The sequence below is a fragment of the Rubrivivax soli genome (genome assembly GCF_049810355.1).
Lineage (GTDB): Bacteria > Pseudomonadota > Gammaproteobacteria > Burkholderiales > Burkholderiaceae_C > Rubrivivax.
The window spans coordinates 5,137,662-5,154,862 of sequence record NZ_CP187368.1 but is presented as its reverse complement, the minus strand read 5'-3'; the positions used below and the strand labels follow the sequence as shown (position 1 = coordinate 5,154,862).

The following is a 17,201-nucleotide window of genomic DNA, read 5'->3' as shown; positions in this document are numbered from 1 at the left end:
ATCGGGCGATGGACAACGACGCAGTGCTCGCGGGTGCCTCGGGGCTGGTGGGCCGCGAGCTGGCGCGCCAGTGGCCGGGCCCGGGCCGGTTGACGGCGCTGGTGCGCAAGCCCGGCGCCAGCGGCCCGACGCGGCCGCTGGTGGCCGAGCAGGTGGTGGACTTCACCGCGCTGCCGGCCCTGCCCGCTGCACGCACGGCGTTCTGCGCGCTGGGCACCACGATCGCGGTGGCCGGCTCGCAGGCGGCCTTCCGCGCGGTGGACTTCGACGCCGTGCTGGCCTTCGCGACCGCCGCACGCGCCGCGGGCGTGCGCTGCTTCGCGGCCGTGTCGGCGCTGGGCGCCGACGCCGGCTCGCGCAACTTCTACAGCCGCGTCAAGGGCGAGGCCGAGGACGCGCTGCAGGCGCTGGGCTTCCGGACGCTGCTGCTGGCGCGGCCCTCGCTGCTGGTCGGCGACCGCGCCGCGCTCGGGCAGCCCGTGCGCCGCGGCGAGCAGTGGGGCCACGCGCTCACCGCGCCGCTGGGCCGGCTGGTGCCGGCGGCCTGGCGGCCGATCGAGGCGGCCACCGTCGCGCGGGCGCTGCTGGGCGCCGCCGCCGAGGCCGGGCCCGGCGTGCACGTCCTGTCGTCGGCACGGCTGCAAACCCTGGGACGGACCCGCTGATGCAACTGCACTTCCTCGGCGCTGCCGACAGCGTCACCGGCTCGCGCCACCGCGTCGACATCGGCGGCCAGAGCCTGCTGCTCGACTGCGGCCTGTACCAGGGCTTCAAGGTGCTGCGCGAACGCAACTGGGCGCCGCCCGGCCCCGAGCTGCTGGGCGTGGACGCCATCGTGCTGAGCCACGCCCACCTCGACCACAGCGGCTTCCTGCCGGCGATGGCCAAGGCCGGCTGGCGTGGCCGCGTCTACGCCAGCCCGGCCACCTGCGCGCTGGCCGAGGTGCTGCTGCTCGACAGCGCGCACCTGCAGGAAGAAGACGCGCGCCGCGCCAACCGCTACGGCTACTCGCGCCATGCCAAGGCGCTGCCGCTGTACACCAAGGCCGACGCGCGCCGTGCGCTGGCGCAGCTGGTGCCGCTGGCCCCGGGGCGCGTGCTGCCGCTGGGCCCGGTGACCGTGCAGCTGCACCCGGTGGGCCACCTGCTGGGGGCCTGCGCGGTGCAGGTGCGCCACGGCGACGACAGCCTGGTCTTCAGCGGCGACGTCGGCCGCAGCAACGACCTGCTGATGCCGCCGCCCGCACCGCTGCCCGAGGCCGGCGTGCTGCTGGTCGAGTCGACCTACGGCAACCGCCTGCACCCGCCCGAAGACGTGATGGAGCGCCTGGGCGCCATCGTGCGCGACACCATCGGCCGCGGCGGCTCGGTGCTGCTGCCCACCTTCGCCGTGGGCCGCGCGCAGGCGCTGCTGCTGGTGCTGCAGCGCCTGCGCCGCCGCGGACTGATCCCCGAGGACCTGCCGATCTTCCTGGACAGCCCGATGGCCGTGGCCGCCACCACGCTGTACCGCAAGCACGGTGCGCTGCTGCGCGTGAAGCCGGCCGAGGTGCGCGCGCTGGTGGATGGCGTGCGCATGGTCGAGACGCCGCAGCAGTCGATGCGGCTGGTGCGCTCGCGCTACCCCAGCGTCATCCTCTCGGCCAGCGGCATGGCCACCGGCGGGCGCGTGCTGCACCACCTGAAGGTGATGGCGCCCGAGCCGCGGCACCACATCGTGTTCCCGGGCTTCCAGGTCAGCGGCAGCCGCGGTGCCAAGCTGGTGGCGGGCGCGACGGAGGTGAAGATCCACGGCGCGTACGTGCCTGTGCGCGCGCAGGTCAGCCATCTCGAGGGCTTCTCGGGCCATGCCGATGCCGGCGAACTGCTGGCCTGGCTGGGCGGGCAGGCGCAGGCGCCGCGCCAGACCTTCGTGGTGCACGGCGAGCCCGAGGCCGCCGACGCCCTGCGCTCGCGCATCGCCGACACGCTGCACTGGCGTGTGCGCGTGCCGGAACACGGCGAACGCGTGACGGTGTGACGCAGGCCGTCCCCGCGCTCTGGGGCCTGGCGGCGGCGCTGGGCAGCGGACTGCTGATCGGCCTGGAACGCGAGCGGCGCAAGGGCCGCGGCCGCGACCGCGAGGCCGCCGGCATCCGCAGCTTCACGCTGGCGGCGCTGGCCGGCGGCCTGGCGCAGACACTGCAGCAGCCGCTGCTGGTGGCGCTGGGCGGGCTGGCGGTGCTGGTGCTGGTGGGCGTGGCCTACGCACGCAGCCAGTTCGTCGCGCGCCAGCGCGACCCCGGGCTCACCACCGAGCTGGCGCTGGTCGTCACGTACCTGGTGGGCGTGCTGTGCGCGCAGGCGCCGGCGGCGGGCGCTGCCGCCGCGGTGGTGGTGGCCGTGCTGCTTGCGGCACGCGAGCGGCTGCACCGCTTCGCCACGCGCGCCTTGAGCGAAGGCGAACTGCACGACGCGCTGCTGCTGGCGGCGCTGCTGCTGGTGGCGCTGCCGCTGCTGCCGGCCGCGCCGGTGGCCTGGCTGGGCGGGCTGCAGCCGCGCATGCTGGGGCTGCTGGTGCTGCTGATCCTGGCGCTGCAGGCCGCGGGCCACGTGGCGCTGCGGCTGTTCGGCGCCCGCGCCGGGCTGGCGCTGTCGGGGCTGTTCTCGGGCTTCGTCTCCAGCACTGCCACCGTGGCCTCGATGGGCGCACGCGCACGCGCCGAACCGGCGCGGCAGGCGGCCTGCGAGGCGGGCGCGATGCTGTCCACCGCCGCCACCTGGGTGCAGGCGCTGCTGATGCTGACCGCGGTGTCGCCGCCGCTGGCCCGGCACATCGCGCCTGCGGCGGTGGCGGCGCTGCTGGTGGCCGCCGGCAGCGGCGTGTGGCGCGCCCGCGGCGCCGCCGCCGCGGCCACGCTGCAGCTCCGAGGCGGCGGTCCGCTGCGCGTGCGCGAGGCGTTGCTGGTGGCGGCGCTGCTGTCGGTGGTGACGCTGGCCGTGGGCGCGGCGCAGCGCCACTTCGGCGTGCAGGGGGTGTTCGCGAGCGTGGCGCTGTCGGCGCTGGCCGATGCGCACGCCAGCGTCACGGCGCTCGGCGGACTGCACGCCGCCGGTCAGGTGGCGCTGGACGACGCCGGCCTGGCGGTGCTGCTGGCCGTGAGCACCAACGCGCTGACCCGCAGCGTGGTGGCCTTCACGGCCGGCGGTGGTGGCTTCGGCACGCGCGTGGCGCTGTCGCTGGCGGCGTCCACCGCCTGCGGCTGGGCGGTGCTGCTGCTGGCGGCCTGACGCGGCAGCGGCCGGCAGCGGTGGCGGTTCAGACGAACTCGCCCTCGCGCAGCCACTTCGTCGCCACCCACTTCTCGCCCTGCGTGACCGGTGCGCCGCCGTGCAGCGTGCGTGTCACCGGGTGCGGCCGGTCGTAGCTGAAGAACACGGCGTTGCCCTTCACCGGCGCCACTTCCAGGTGCACGTCGGGGAAGGTGGTGGCGCCGCCGGCCTCGGGCGTGTTGAGGTAGATCACCAGCGTGCCCACGCGCTGGCCGCCGCGCTTGAGGATGGTGGCGCTGCCCGGCAGCGCGGGGTCGAAGTAGTCGTGGTGCGGCTTGTACTCGGCGCCGGGCCGGTAGCGCAGGATCTGCAGCCCTTCGCCGTTGACCAGCGGCCAGTTCACGAGCGCGGCGATGCGCTGCTCGATGCGGGTGATGAGCGGGGTCTCGCCGCGCTCGAAGAACATGCCGTCGCTGGTGCGCGCGGCGTTGACCTCGCTGCCGCCGGTGCTGTTGTCCACGGTCTCCGAGCGCAGCAGGCGCGGCCGGGCCAGGTCCATCAGCGCATCGCACTCGGCGTGCGTGAGCAGGCCGCCGAACACCACCACGCGCGGGCTGTGCATGGACACGAGCACGTCGACGCGGTGGCCGCCCGCCAGCAGCGCCGGCGGCGAACCCGCCAGCGCCGGCTCGGGCACGGGCACCTGCGGCGGCAGCGCCTGGCGCGCCGCGGCCACCGCGTCCAGCCGCTCGCGCAGCGTGGTCTCGAGCGCGGTCATCGCGGTGTTCTCGTCCCAGCCGCTGTGCATCATCGCGGCGACGACGTCTTCCGGGCGGCAGCCGGCTTCGGCCTGGGCGATGATCCAGCGGCGCAGTTCGTCGGTGACGGTCTGGGTGGTGGCGGTGGTCATGGCCGGCATTTTCCTCCGTCAGACGCGTCGGCGGAACACCAGCCGGTCGGGCGTGGACACCTCGGGCACGTGGGCGTAGCCGTCGGCGTCGAAGCCCAGCAGCTTCTTCGGCGTGGTGATGCGGTGCTGCACCACGTAGCGCGCCATCAGCCCGCGCGCGCGCTTGGCGAAGAAGCTGATGATCTTGTAGCGGTCGCCCTTCCAGTCCTCGAACACGCAGTCGATGACACGCGCGCGCAGCGCCGGGCGCAGCGCCACGCGGGCGTACTCGTTGGAGGCCAGGTTCACCACCACCGGGCGCGCGGCGTCGGCCTGCAGCGCGTTCAGGTGCTCGGCCACGGTGTCGCCCCAGTAGGCGTACAGGTCCTTGCCGTGCGGCGTGGCCAGCGCCGTGCCCATCTCCAGCCGGTAGGGCTGCAGGCGGTCCAAAGGGCGCAGCACGCCGTACAGGCCCGACAGCAGCACCAGGTGCTGCTGCGCCCAGCGCAGGTCGGCGGTCTTCAGCGTCTTCGCGTCGAGGCCGCCGTAGACGTCGCCGTCGAAGGCCAGCACCGCCGGCTTGCTGTTGGCCGGCGTGGCCTGCGGCTGCCAGGCGGCGTAGCGGCCGACGTTCAGCGCCGCCAGCGTGTCGGACAGCGCCATCAGCGACGCCACCTCGGCCGGCGTCTTGCGGCGCAGCACGGCGATCAGCTCGGCCGCGCGCGCGGAGAACTGCGGCTCGGTCGCCTGCCGGGCCACGGCGGCGGGCACGGGGGAGGTGTAGTCCAGGGACTTGGCGGGGGACAGCAGGTACAGCATGGGGAATGGACGAGGGGGGCGGTCAGTCGTGGTCGTGGTCAGAGTCGGAAACCGGGAGGCCGGGCACGGCCCCCATCGCTGCCGCCCAGGTGCGTGCCGGGATGTGGTTGCGCAGCCGGAAGATGGCGCGCTGCGCCAGCACCGGGTGCAGCACGTGGCCCACGCCTTCGGCGATGTCCATCGTGGCGTCGCCGTTCAGCGCGGCCAGCGCCTCAAGTGCGTCGCGGGCGTGCTGCGCCGGGATCACCGGGTCGGCGCTGCCGTGGAACAGGTGCAGCGTGGTGGCGCGCGGCGCCTGCTGCGGCGGCTGCGCGAAGCGCGCGCCGAAGGCCAGCACGCGCCCGGCCAGGCCGTCGGCGGCCAGCGCCGTCTCCAGCGCGAGGATGCCGCCCTGCGAGAAGCCGGCGATCGCGGTGGCCGCCGTGCCCACGCCCAGGCGCTGCTGCGTCTGGCGGATCCAGTCCAGCAGCCCGGGCAGCGCGGCCTGCACCCGTTCGACACGGCTGGCCTCGTCGATGCCCTGCACCGAAAACCACTGGCGCGCGCCTGGGGCGGCGGCCGGGTCGTCGAAGGCGTGCGGCGCATCGGGCGCCAGCAGCGCCGCCTGCGGGAACTCGGCGCGCAGTGCCTGCGCCAGCGGCGCCATCGCGGCACCGCTGCTGCCCACGCCGTGCAGCAGCAGCATCAGTTGCTCGGGGGCGCCCTGCGCGGGCAGCCATTCGATCGGGAGTTGCATGCCCCCGATTGTGCAAGGCCGCCAGCGGCTCGACTGGACCCTACTGCAGCGTGCGCGCCAGGAAGGCCAGCGTCTGCGCGAAGGCCTCGGCCTGCGCGCGGGCGTCGGCCGCGGGCTGGCCGCCCATCTGCATCGGACCCAGGTTGGTCTGCGTGCTGGGCGACCAGCCGCTGCCGCTGAGCGCGTGCCCGGCGTCGCGGTAGATCAGCGCCACCGTCTCGCGGCCCGCAGCGCCGCGGCGCTTCAGGATGTTGGCGGCCATGCCGCCGCTGTCCCAGACCTGGTCGTCGTGGCCGCCCACCACCAGCAGCGGGCCGGCGAACTGCTCCACCGGGATGCGCGCGGCGTCGATGCGCTGCGGGTGCGCGGCGCGGCCGCGGTCGTGCGGGCGGCGGATGCGCACCGGCTGGCCGGTCTGGAAGCCCAGGAACTCCTGCTCGAAGTCGACGTAGGGCACGAACGGCAGCGGCTTGCCCTGCCACGCAAACGACGACCGCTGCCCGCCCACCACGCCCGGGCCCCAGCCTTCCCAGACCACGTCGCTGGGCACGATGGCGACGACGCTGCGCACCCAGTCGAACTTCGTCGAGGCGATCAACACGAACTCGGCGCCCTTGCTGACGCCGTACAGCGCGATGCGCGCGGCATCGACCTCGGGCTGCTGCGCCAGCCAGTCGCGGGCCTGCTGCAGGCGGTCGACCGGGATGTCGGCGAAGGCCGCCGGCAAGGCCGGCAGTTCGGGCGGCTGCGGGCCGGCGGCGCCCCACGCCGCGGGCGAGTAGTACGGCAGCCCGAGCACCGCGTACCCGTGCGAGGCCAGCAGCCCGGCCTGGCGCAGGATGAAGCTGCCGCCTTCGCTGCCACCGAGCGCGATGATGGCCGGCTTCTTCGCCGCGCCGCCCGGCAGCCAGGCCAGCTTCGCGCCCGGAAAGGGCGTGGCCTCGCGCCACTGCAGCGCCGGCGCGGCGCTGCGCAGCTGCAGCGTCTGCGTGGCCACGGTCTGGCCGCCGATGCGGGCGGCCAGGCGCACTTCGCCGTCACCGTAACTGGCCAGGTCGGCCGGGGCCTCGCGCTGCGGCACCATCGACCACATCAGCCCGCGCAGGTCGGCGCCGCTGTAGCTGCCGCCGGGCAGCGGCTCGGCAGTGGCCAGGTCGAGCGTGCCGTCGGCGCCAGCCGTGAAGTCGGCCTGCGCGGCGTACAGGCGCCGGCCGCTGAAGTCGCGCACGGCGCGCGTGGCCGCGAGCGTCAGCGCCGCCCGCGGCGGCAGGCCCGCCAGGCGGATCTGCACCGGCGCGCCGGGCAGCACCTCGCCGGAGGCGGGCTGCACGTCGAAGCGCTGGGCCTGTGCCGGCGCGGCGCCGAGCAGTGCACCCAGCAGGGCCAGCGTGGCGGTCGTGACGAGTGTGGCGAGCGGCGCGCGCAGCGCACCCAGGGACGGCAGCGTCTTCATCGGGCGTGGGGGGCGAAGTGGACGGTGACCAAGACTAACCGCAGCGGCGAGGTCAGCACCGCGCGCGGGGTCACCGGAAGTTGCGGCTGCTGGTGGCCAGGCCCTGCAGCAGCGGCGTGTGGTCGACCAGCCGCCGCGCCACCAGGTGACGCACCTCGCCTTCGCACTGCCAGACGCCGTAGACCGTGAGCAGCGTGCTGGCCAGCAGCGGCTGGCGCTGCGCCTGCACCAGCTGCGGCCAGACGATGACGTTGACGGCGCCGGTCTCGTCTTCCAGAGTCACGAAGACGACGCCGTGCGCCGTCTCGGGCCGCTGCCGGTGCGTGACGAGGCCGCTGGCGCGCGCCAGCCGGCCGTTGGGGTAGTGGCGCAGCACCGCGGCCGGCTGCACGCGGAACGCCGCCAGCTGCGGCCGCAGGAGCGCCACCGGGTGCTGGCTGAGGCTGAGGCCGGTGCTGCGGTAGTCGGCCAGCACGGTGTCGGCCGGCTGCGGCGCCGGCAGCGGCAGCGCATCGACCGCGCCGTCTTCGTGCGTGCGCGTGGCGCGCAGCAGCGGCGTGGCACGGGTGTCGACACCGGCCACGGCCCAGGCTGCCTGCCGCCGGTGGCCGGCCAGGCCGTGCAGCGCGTCGGCCTGCGCCAGCAGCGCCAGCGCGTGCGCGTCGAGCCCGGCGCGGCGCGCCAGGTCTTCGGCACTGGCGAAGACGCCCTGCCCGCGCGCGGCCACCAGGCGGTCGGCCGCGTCCTGCGCCAGCCCGCTGACGCGCCCCAGGCCCAGGCGCACCGCGCACAGGCCGGTGGCGGCATCGGGCGCGCCTTCGAGCGTGCTCTCCCAGGCGCTGTGCCGCACGTCGACCGGCAGCACCTGCACGCCGTGCTCGCGCGCGTCGCGCACCAGCTGCGCCGGCGCGTAGAAGCCCATCGGCTGGCTGTTCAGCAGCGCCGCCAGGAAGGCGTCGGGGTGGTGGCACTTGAGCCAGGCGCTGGCGTAGACCAGCAGCGCGAAGCTGGCGGCGTGGCTTTCCGGGAAGCCGTATTCGCCGAAGCCCTCGATCTGCTTGAAGATGCGCTCGGCGTAGTCGCGGTCGTAGCCCTTCTCGACCATGCGGCCGACCAGGCGTTCGTGGAAGGGGCCGAGGCCGCCCTTGCGCTTCCAGGCGGCCATCGCGCGGCGCAGCTGGTCGGCCTCGCCGGCCGTGAAGTCGGCGGCGATCATCGCCAGCTGCATCACCTGTTCCTGGAAGATCGGCACGCCCAGTGTGCGACCCAGCGCAGGGGCCAGTTCGGGGAACGGCAGCGCGCTGCTTTCCTCGCCGTTGCGGCGCTTCAGGTAGGGATGGACCATGCCGCCCTGGATGGGCCCGGGCCGCACGATGGCGACCTCGATCACGAGGTCGTAGTAGCAGCGCGGCCGCAGCCGCGGCAGCATGCTCATCTGCGCCCGGCTCTCGACCTGGAACACGCCCACGCTGTCGGCGCGGCACAGCATGTCCCAGGTGGCTTCGTCGCCGTCGGGGATGTGGTGCAGCTCCAGCGCCTGCCCGCGCTTGGCCGAGACCATCTGCAGCGCGCGCCGGATCGCGCTGAGCATGCCCAGCGCCAGGATGTCGACCTTGATGAGCCGCAGCGCGTCGAGGTCGTCCTTGTCCCACTGGATGACGCTGCGGCCGTCCATCGCGGCGTTCTCGACCGGCACCAGCTGCGCCAGGCTGTCGCGCGCGATGACGAAGCCGCCCGGGTGCTGGCTGAGGTGGCGCGGGAAGCCGATCAGCGTCTGCGTCAGCTCGACCCACAGCCGGCACAGCGGGCTGTCGGGGTCGAAGCCGTTCTCGCGCAGGCGCTCGGCGTCGATGCGGCGGCCGTCGAACCAGTGCTGGCTCTTGGCCACGGCCTCGATGCGGTCGAGGTCCAGCCCCAGCGCGCGCCCCATGTCGCGCAGCGCCGAACGCGGGCGGTAGCTGATGACGACGCCGGTGAGCGCGGCGCGCTCGCGGCCGTACTTGCGGTAGATGTACTGGATGACCTCTTCGCGGCGCTGGTGCTCGAAGTCGATGTCGATGTCGGGCGGCTCGTTGCGCTCGACGCTGAGGAAGCGCTCGAACAGCAGCATGCCGTTGCGCGCCGGGTCGACCGCCGTGACCTCCAGGCAATAGCAGACCGCCGAGTTGGCGGCGCTGCCGCGGCCCTGGCACAGGATGCCCTGCGCGCGCGCCCACTGCACGATGTCGGCCACGGTGAGGAAGTAGGCCTCGTACTGCAGCTGCGCGATCAGCGCCAGCTCGTGCTCGATCTGGCCGCGCACCTGGTCGGGCAGCCCGCCGGGGAACCGGCGCACGGCGCCCTGCTCGACCAGCGTGCGCAGCCAGCTGGTGGGCGTGTGGCCGTCGGGGACGATCTCGCGCGGGTATTCGTAGCGCAGCTCGTGCAGCGAGAACGTGCAGCGCGCGGCCAGCGCCAGCGTGTTGTGCAGCCACTCGGGCCGGTACAGCCGCGCCAGCCGCGTGCGCGGGCGCAGGTGGGCTTCGGCATTGGCGGCCAGCGCGGTGCCGCTGGCGGCGACGCTGCGGCGCAGCCGCGTGGCCGTCAGCGCGTCGCGCAGCGGCTGCCGCGAGCGGGCGTGCATGCGCACGTCGCCCACGGCCGCGATGGGCAGGCCGGTGAGCGTGGACACACGCTGCGCGGTGTCGGCCAGCAGCGCGTCGTGCGGCTGCAGCAGCAGCGGCAGCGCGAGCGCGGCGCGGTCGCCGAACCAGGTCTTGAGCCACAGCGCGTGCGCGAACAGGGTCTCGAAGAGGTCGGGGGCGGCTGCAGCCCCGGGCTGCGGCGCCGACACCACCAGCAGCGCCAGGCAGCCCGGCAGCCCGGCCAGCATGGGCGCGGCCGCCACGCGGCCTTCCAGGTCGGCCATCTCGGCGCGGTAGCTGCCCTTGGGCGCGCGGCGGCGGCAGACGGTGATCCACTGCACCAGGTTGGCGTAGCCGCGGCGCGACATGGCGAGCATCACCAGGCGCGGGCCGCTGGGATGCGCAGGCGGCGGGTCGGGAGGGGCGTCGGCGGGGTCAGCGGGGTCAGCGGGCATGGCGCCGGCCGATGGCGGCGGTGCAGGCGGTGCCGACGCCGCCGCGGCATGGGGGTGCAGGTGGAAGTCGCTGCCGATCAGCAGCGGCAGGCCCAGGCGCTGCGCTTCCAGGTGCGCGCGCACGATGCCGGCCACCGAGCATTCGTCGGTGATGGCGAGCGCGGCGTAACGCAGCGCCTGCGCGCGCGCCACCAGCTCCTCGGGGTGCGAGGCACCGTCGAGGAAGCTGAAGTTGCTGCGGCAGATCAGCTCGGCGTAGCCAGGCAGGCTGTGGCCGGCTGGGGAGGGCGTACCAGGAAGGCGAGACACGGCAGGGCGTAGGCGGGGTCGGGTTCACGGGCGCGGGGCGGGCGCTTGGCCGGCAGGCCGGGCAGGTACGGGTTGGCCGGGCGGGCGGGGCTGGCTGCAGCGGCGGCCGTGGCCGGGGCGGTGGCGACACCCGGCGCCAGCATCGCGTCGAGCGGGCTGCGCACGGCGCCACCGCCCAGACGCAGCACGTGCGTGTAGATCATCGTGGTGCTGACGTCGGCGTGGCCCAGCAGTTCCTGCACGGTGCGGATGTCGTAGCCGGCCTGCAGCAGGTGGGTGGCGAACGAATGGCGCAGCGTGTGCGGCGAGGCCGGCTTGTGCACCTGCGCGGCCTGCAGCGCTGCCTTGAAGCTGCGCTGGAAACTGCCTTCGAGCACGTGGTGGCGGCGTTCACCGGCGCCACGCGGGTCGACCGACAGGCGGGCCTGCGGGAACACCCAGTGCCAGGCCCAGGACTGCGCCGCCCGCGGGTACTTGCGCGCCAGCCCGTGCGGCACATGCACGCCCGGCAGATCGGCGGCGCGGTCGGCGGCCCAGACGGCACGGGCCTGCGCGAGTTGCTCGCGCAGCGGCGCTTCCAGCGCGGCCGGCAGCATCACGACGCGGTCCTTGGCGCCCTTGCCTTCACGCACGACGATGGCGCGGCGGTCGAAGTCGATGTCCTTCACGCGCAGCCGCAGGCCTTCGAGCAGGCGCATGCCGGTGCCGTAGAGCAGCCGCCCGATCAGGCCATGCGGCGTGCCCTGCTGCTGCTGGAACTGCTGCGCGTCGAGGTGTGCCAGCACCGCCGCCACCTCGCTGGTGGACAGCACCACCGGCAGCCGACGTTCCCCCTGCGGCCGGCCGATGTCGGCCATCCACGGCAGATGCTGCTGCAGCACCTTCTGGTACAGGAACAGCAGCGCCGACAAGGCCTGCTGGTGCGTGGCCGGCGCCACCTGGCGGTCGTGCGCGAGCCAGGAGAGGAAGGCCTCGACCTCGGGCTGGCCGAGTTCCGACGGATGGCGGCATGCGTGGAAGTGGATGAAGGCGCGCACCCAGTGCAGGTAGGCGGCCTCGGTGCGCCGGCTGTAGTGCAGGTAGCGGATGCGTTCGCGCAAGGCGTCGAGCAGGCGTGGGGTGGGTGTGGGAGCGGCGGGTGCGGGCAGCGGGGAGTCCGGGGGTTCGTGCATGGGCGATGCCTCGACAGAGAAACTGTGTTTATATACAGTCTCACAAACCGCACCACACTGCAAGAGGCCCGACGGCGCCCGCCGCGCCCACCGGGCCAGGGAGAACCGCCGATGGATCCGTTGCCCCCGCCCGACGCCGACCCGGAACCGCCGTTGCCGCCGTTGCAGCGCCGACGGCGACGATCGGCGCTGTCCTGGGCTGCGCCGGCTCCAGCAGCGGCGCCCAGCCGCGGCGCCGGGCCGACGCTGGAGGAGGCGCACGTCCTGCTGGCTGGCAGGAACACGCACGTGACCAAGACCTTGTGGCCGCCGCAGGGCGGCACGGTGCAGTGCCTGGCAGAGCACGGCCTGCGCCTGGTGTGCGTGCGCTACCGGCAGGACGCGCACCGGTTGTGCCGGTTCACGACGGTGGAACTCGTGGTCGACGCGGCGTGGCTGCCGCAGACACGGCTGCGCCGGCACCGGCTGGAGGTCGATCTGGGCTATGACGAAGTGGAACTGCGCCGCTGGGCCCAGGCCCTGGGCGCGCGCTGGGATCCCGATCAGCGCATCTGGTACGTTTCAGCCGAAGCCGCGCAGACGCTGCATCTGGCCCACCGCATCCGGCCAGGGCGCGGCGAGTAGCCATCTATAGTCAACCATCGGGCCCATTGGCCATGCCTGCCTATGGATGGGTGGGTGGGGTGGGGTCTACAGCACGTTAGGCACCGCAGCGAACCTTTCGCGCTCTTCTGCGCGATGGCCTGCAGTCCCGCGCTGAATACCCGTCTTCCTGCTGTGTCGCGCTTGTGATTTCAACTCCGAAGACCGAATGCGCTCGCTCCGGACGTCTCTCCGCTCAGTGAAGGGAAGTACGGCTTCGTGGTTCGGCTGGGCCGGCGGCGTGGCCGTTGGGGTGTCATCATTGTTCCAGCACGAAGTTCGCAGGTCTGCTTGCGCTCCGTCTCATTCTTCTCGCTCTTCGCTCACAGGCAGCCGTAGCTCTGGAACTGCTCGCCTTCGCCAGCAACCCCGGCCAAGTTGTCTGTTCCGCCTTCGGTCACTGCCAAATGCGGTGCCTAACCCCTCGGTCAAGCGGAGAGCCAACGGCGTGGCGCTTGGCCCGCGGGCCGCTGTGCTTCATCATCCGTCCCGCGGGCCAAGCGCCACACCGTCGGCTCCCGCTTACCTCGAACGTTAGGCGTCACAAGCGACCCGCATCGCTGCCCCACCGTAGGAAGAATGCTTTTTGAACCGCCCCGTGCTGCAAACATCATCAAGAGTTCGGAATCGCACGGTCGCAAGCGCGCTGCTGTTACTGGCCGCAGTGGGCCCTATCGGCATGTGGACGATACTCTTCACATCGGGCATTCCGAGCACCCAAACCTCCACTGAGCACGCGGTAACCCTCACCGCATACCTGTTTACCGAATCAGAGCATCCGTGGTTCTTCTTCCTGATGACTGCGCTCCCAGTCATTTACATGGGCTTGGCCGCGTGGCACTGGTTCAAGCGCGCGGAACAACGCAAGATCCCCAGCTGGGTGTGGATACTGAACGCGCTGGCAACGACGTACGCAGTCTTTGTACTCTGGCCCTCGGCAATCGCGTCGTTCTCGGCTGCGTACTATGCGCACCGGTCAAACAGTGACGCCTAACCCCTCGCTCAAGCGGAGCGCCAACGGTAGGCCACCAGGCCCGGTCTGGCGGTACGCGGTACATTTTCACCAGCCCGGGCCTGGCGTCCTGCCGTCGTCGCCCGCTTAGCTCGAACGTTAGGCCTCACAGCCCGCCCCTGGACGCTCCGATGAGTGATGAACCTTCAACCGACTCTCAAGCCGGGAACAAATCGCACGCAAGCCGGTTTGCGAAGTGGCTCGTCGCAGGAGAAGTCAGACCAGTCATCTTGGTTGCCATCGTTTTCACGGCCTACATGCTGATGCAAGCCTCCGGCATCTCGGCATGGTCGGCATCGACCAGAACTCTTCAGGTAGTAGCCTCGCTGCTGATCTTTGGCATCTTCCTCGGTGTCATTGTTGTCACTGACTTCAAAGAGGCCGAGGCAGGAAGTGGAACTCGCAAGAGAGTAGCTGCAGGGGCAGTGGCATTCGGCGCCATCGCCGCCATATTCAACGCACCGTTTGAGGGGATCGCACTCGCTAGCGGAGTCGGCGCCGTGCTCGGCTTCTTTGGTATGTCATGGGCCCAGCATGTGTAGCAGCGAGTGAGGCCTAACCCCTCGGTCAAGCGGAGAGCCAACGGCAAGTCGCCAGGCCCGGGCCGCGGCCCGCTACATTCTCCGCAGCCCGAGCCTGGCGCCTCGCCGTCGGCTCCCGCTTACCTCGAACGTTAGGCCTCATGAAGCACACCACGTCGGCCCGCCTCGGATTGATCATCGCGGTTTGCTCTGCGCTCGCTTTCGCCGCGTTCGGTGTACTTGAGTTGCTTGTAAGGGAACAGGGCGGGTCGAACCACGGGAAGCTCGTTGCGAGTTTCGCCTGCTTCGGCTTCATGTTTGGTGGAATCCTGGCCTTTGACTCGCTACCCGACGAGCGCGAAGAGGGTCGTCCGCTTCTAAGGACTGTCTTTGGAGCATTCGCGGGCCTTTGTCTTGGCTTGCTGTGGGGGTGGCCATTCGAGGGAGTTGCTCTGTCCACAATGGTCGCAGCCACACTGGGGTACACGGGCCTCACATGGGCGAAGTATGGTCCGTAGTGTATTCAGGCTCGCGTGCTTTGGTGTTGAATGGGCACTGCGCCCGCAAAGCGTCCTTAACCTGGATTCAAGCTGTTTCTCAGGGAGTCACGACATGAGGCCTAACCCCTCGGTCAAGCGGAGAGCCAACGGCAAGTCACCAAGCCCTGGCCGCGGCGCGCTACATTCTCCGCAACCCGGGCTTGGCGCCTCGCCGTCGCCTCCCGCTTACCTCGAACGTTAGGCCCCACTGGCACCCGTCGCAGAACGCCACCCGCCAGGAACACATCGGTGCCAATCCCATGTTTCGTAGGCTCCCCGAACTTTCCCGTACGGGTTCGCCCAAAGGCAGCCCCACTCCTTGTCGTCGAATTGGCCAAGGTGTGACAGTCACATGCTCCAGCATGGCCAGGTTTTGGGTAACCTTGATGCCTAAAGCACGTTAGGCCCCGCGGGGAGCCCTGTGCTTGCTTCGGCGCGCTCCGGCCGCAGCTTCGACTTCACGCCGAGCCTGCGGCACGGCGAATACGGGCACCGGCTTCGCCCGTGCCAATGCGCGCGCTCCGGACGCCGCCGTAGCAAGTGATTGAATACCCTGCTTAGGTGCTACGCCTTCGCTGTCGTCGCTTCCCGCTTCGCTGATGCATCGGCCTTCGGCTACCACGGTGGCGCTGTGATCAATACGCCGTCGTTGCCCGCCTGTTGCCTCGCGCTTCGGTCATCTCCAGAGCCTCGTTGCTTGGTTCATTCGGCACAAGTCGGTCGCCGTAGGCTGGTTCGGTCCTGCCGACTTCGGACATCACAGTCCTTAGGTTCGTCACCCGCCGCGCTCATTCCTACAGCGGGGCCTAACCCCTCGGTCAAGCGGAGAGCCAACGGCGTGGCACTTGGCCCGCGGGCCGCTGTGCTTCATCATCCGTCCCGCGGGCCAAGCGCCACACCGCTGTCTCCCGCTTACCTCGAACGTTAGGCCGCATGACCAACCGCTCGCGTACCGCCGCGTCCATTGTCTTCATCGTTGTTTGTGCAGCCATAGGCGGCGTCGCAGCGAAACTAAGCGGCGTAACTTCCTGGCCTGATGCGAAGCTGTACCTCTTAGTGGGCGTGGCCGCGGGCGCTGTAGTTGCAGAGCTTGTTCACCGGATCTCCGGAGTAGGCAAGTGATGAGGGAGGAGCTGTCAGATGCAGAGAACCTGCCGACTGCTCTGCAACCACTTGCTGAAGAACTGCGACGGTTGGGCTACGTGAGCTGCGTCTGTGAGGTCGATGCCAGATTCGAGAACTCTGTAGTGAGGTTCACATCGCCTAAACGCAGCTTTGCCATAGTCCGAGACCGAGGTCAGTATCACGTCGACCATGTAGACCAATCTGAGCTTGAGCGGTTTGGTCTCTGGCGCTCCTATTCGGGGATCAACTCGCTCTCGAAGCCCTTGCTCATCTGGCTGAGTGTGCAGAATGCGGCCTAACCCCTCGGTCAAGCGGAGAGCCAACGGCAAGTCACCAAGCCCGGGCCGCGTAGCGCTACATTCTCCGCAGCCCGGGCTTGGCGCCTCGCCGCTGGCTCCCGCTTACCTCGAACGTTAGGCATCGCAGCCTCCCCTACCTCGTTCTCGCGCATGGAACTCCTCAACTGGTTGCTGTTCGGCGTGTTCATGGTCATCGTGGCCTGGAAGCTGGTTCAACGCTTCCGCAACCAGTCACGCAAGGCTGATACTGAACGACGGTAAGTCGTGAGCGAACCCACATCGGGGAGTAGCCTGTGTTTGCACCAGTTCCAGTCGCGCTTCTGATCGCCCTGGTCCTGGGTCTGGCTTGGCGAGCGTCGGGCACCCGGGGCTTCATAGTTCTGGCGTTCTTGTGGGCCAGCTACGCCGCGTATGAGTACCTCATGTATGCGAGGGTGCTCTGCTCGGGTGAGTGCAACATTCGGGTGGATCTCTTGCTCTTCTACCCTGCACTACTGGTTGGCACCATATGGGTCAGCATCTCAGCGGCTAGTCGCTTCTTGAAGCGCAAGCGAGGCACAGAAGGCGATGCCTAACCCCTCGGTCAAGCGGAGAGCCAACGGCAAGTCACCAAGCCCGGGCCGCGGCGCGCTACATTCTCCGTAGCCCGGGCTTGGCGCCTCGCCGTCGCCTCCCGCTTACCTCGAACGTTAGGCCCCGGAGGCCGGCAGGCTCGGTTCGCCAGCAGAGCAAATGCATCCGTGCCTCGCGCAGTCCTCCGAGTCCCTCCGCAGCCAGTCCAAGCCGTTGGTACTCCTCGTGCTCGCAGCTATTGCGCACCGCTTCGAACTTCCCCTGAATGTGGTCTGTCTTCGCCCTGGAACGATTCCGCGCGCTTTGAAGTTCAATGCGCTCGCTTCGGGCCGGCACTGCGCTGGCAGCGCGCAGAACCTCTTGCGGTTCCGTGCGGCCGCGAGCGCCGTTGCGAGCATCCGCGTCCACCGGGCTTCGGGAACTGAGGTGCCCCTCCGGTCAGCGCTTCCGGCAGCCGTAGGTCTGGGTTTCTGGTGGCGTTCTGGCCGCCTGCATGGTCACGTGGACCAAACGCCGGTGCCTAACCCCTCGGTCAAGCGGAGAGCCAACGGCGTGGCGCTTGGCCCGCGGGCCAGTGTGCTTCATCATCCGTCCCGCGGGCCAAGCACCACACCGCCGGCTCCCGCTTACCTCGAACGTTAGGCCCCGCGGGGAGCCATATGCTTGCTTCAGCACGCTCCGGTCTCAGCATCGAAGTCACGCCGAGCCTGCGGCACGGCGAATACGGGCACCGGCTTCGCCCATGCCAATGCGCGCGCTCCGGACGCCGCCGTAGCAAGTG

12 protein-coding genes and 1 pseudogene are annotated in these 17,201 nt (G+C 71.0%); 7 read left to right on the top strand and 6 right to left on the bottom strand.

The features are described from left to right. The first annotated feature begins 8 nt into the window (after nt 1-8). The 3 genes from ACPOLB_RS23720 to ACPOLB_RS23710 are packed head-to-tail and all read left to right on the top strand — an operon-like array spanning nt 9 to nt 3,270. Nucleotides 9-665: a hypothetical protein gene (locus ACPOLB_RS23720; RefSeq protein ID WP_425258514.1), complete on the top strand. Its 657-nt coding sequence runs from the start codon at nt 9-11 to the stop codon at nt 663-665. Further along, on the top strand, nt 665-2,020 hold the full coding sequence (locus tag ACPOLB_RS23715; protein WP_425258513.1) for an MBL fold metallo-hydrolase RNA specificity domain-containing protein: 1,356 nt from the start codon (nt 665-667) through the stop codon (nt 2,018-2,020). The genes ACPOLB_RS23720 and ACPOLB_RS23715 overlap by 1 nt, the downstream gene beginning before the upstream one ends. After that, nucleotides 2,017-3,270: an MgtC/SapB family protein gene (locus tag ACPOLB_RS23710; protein ID WP_425258512.1), complete on the top strand. Its 1,254-nt coding sequence runs from the start codon at nt 2,017-2,019 to the stop codon at nt 3,268-3,270. Before ACPOLB_RS23715 ends, ACPOLB_RS23710 begins: the two co-directional genes overlap by 4 nt. 28 nt (nt 3,271-3,298) lie before the next feature. On the opposite strand, the gene ACPOLB_RS23705 is transcribed toward ACPOLB_RS23710, so the two are convergent. The 6 genes and pseudogenes from ACPOLB_RS23705 to ACPOLB_RS23680 form a co-directional block, all read right to left on the bottom strand. Then, nucleotides 3,299-4,162 (bottom strand): 2OG-Fe(II) oxygenase, encoded by an 864-nt coding sequence (locus ACPOLB_RS23705; protein ID WP_425258511.1) that lies wholly within the window; start codon nt 4,160-4,162, stop codon nt 3,299-3,301. Between the two features lie 18 nt (nt 4,163-4,180). Further along, nucleotides 4,181-4,960, bottom strand: coding sequence for a peroxide stress protein YaaA (gene yaaA, locus ACPOLB_RS23700; RefSeq protein WP_425258510.1), 780 nt, complete (start codon nt 4,958-4,960; stop codon nt 4,181-4,183). 22 nt (nt 4,961-4,982) lie between these two features. Continuing rightward, nucleotides 4,983-5,696 (bottom strand): esterase, encoded by a 714-nt coding sequence (gene ypfH / locus ACPOLB_RS23695; RefSeq protein ID WP_425258509.1) that lies wholly within the window; start codon nt 5,694-5,696, stop codon nt 4,983-4,985. A 40-nt stretch (nt 5,697-5,736) separates the two neighbouring features. After that, a complete protein-coding gene (locus tag ACPOLB_RS23690; RefSeq protein ID WP_425258508.1) occupies nt 5,737-7,149 on the bottom strand; it encodes an acyl-CoA thioester hydrolase/BAAT C-terminal domain-containing protein in 1,413 nt (470 codons plus the stop codon). A 70-nt stretch (nt 7,150-7,219) separates the two neighbouring features. Then, complete coding sequence (locus tag ACPOLB_RS23685; protein ID WP_425258507.1) at nt 7,220-10,537, bottom strand: error-prone DNA polymerase; 3,318 nt, start codon at nt 10,535-10,537, stop codon at nt 7,220-7,222. 140 nt (nt 10,538-10,677) lie between these two features. After that, nucleotides 10,678-11,709 (bottom strand): annotated as a pseudogene (locus ACPOLB_RS23680) (integron integrase); the annotation flags it as partial. 111 nt (nt 11,710-11,820) lie between these two features. Between ACPOLB_RS23680 and ACPOLB_RS23675 the strand changes: the two are divergent. From ACPOLB_RS23675 to ACPOLB_RS23660, 4 genes are all read left to right on the top strand, one after another. Then, nucleotides 11,821-12,333, top strand: coding sequence for a DUF5710 domain-containing protein (locus ACPOLB_RS23675; RefSeq protein ID WP_425258506.1), 513 nt, complete (start codon nt 11,821-11,823; stop codon nt 12,331-12,333). Between the two features lie 604 nt (nt 12,334-12,937). Then, entirely contained in the window at nt 12,938-13,345 is a 408-nt protein-coding gene (locus ACPOLB_RS23670) for a hypothetical protein (protein ID WP_425258505.1), read from the top strand. A 149-nt stretch (nt 13,346-13,494) separates the two neighbouring features. After that, nucleotides 13,495-13,905 (top strand): hypothetical protein, encoded by a 411-nt coding sequence (locus ACPOLB_RS23665; protein WP_425258504.1) that lies wholly within the window; start codon nt 13,495-13,497, stop codon nt 13,903-13,905. Between the two features lie 1,451 nt (nt 13,906-15,356). Then, the gene (locus ACPOLB_RS23660; RefSeq protein ID WP_425258503.1) at nt 15,357-15,545 is read left to right on the top strand and encodes a hypothetical protein; all 189 of its coding nucleotides are present in this window, start codon (nt 15,357-15,359) and stop codon (nt 15,543-15,545) included. Nucleotides 15,546-17,201: the final 1,656 nt, after the last annotated feature.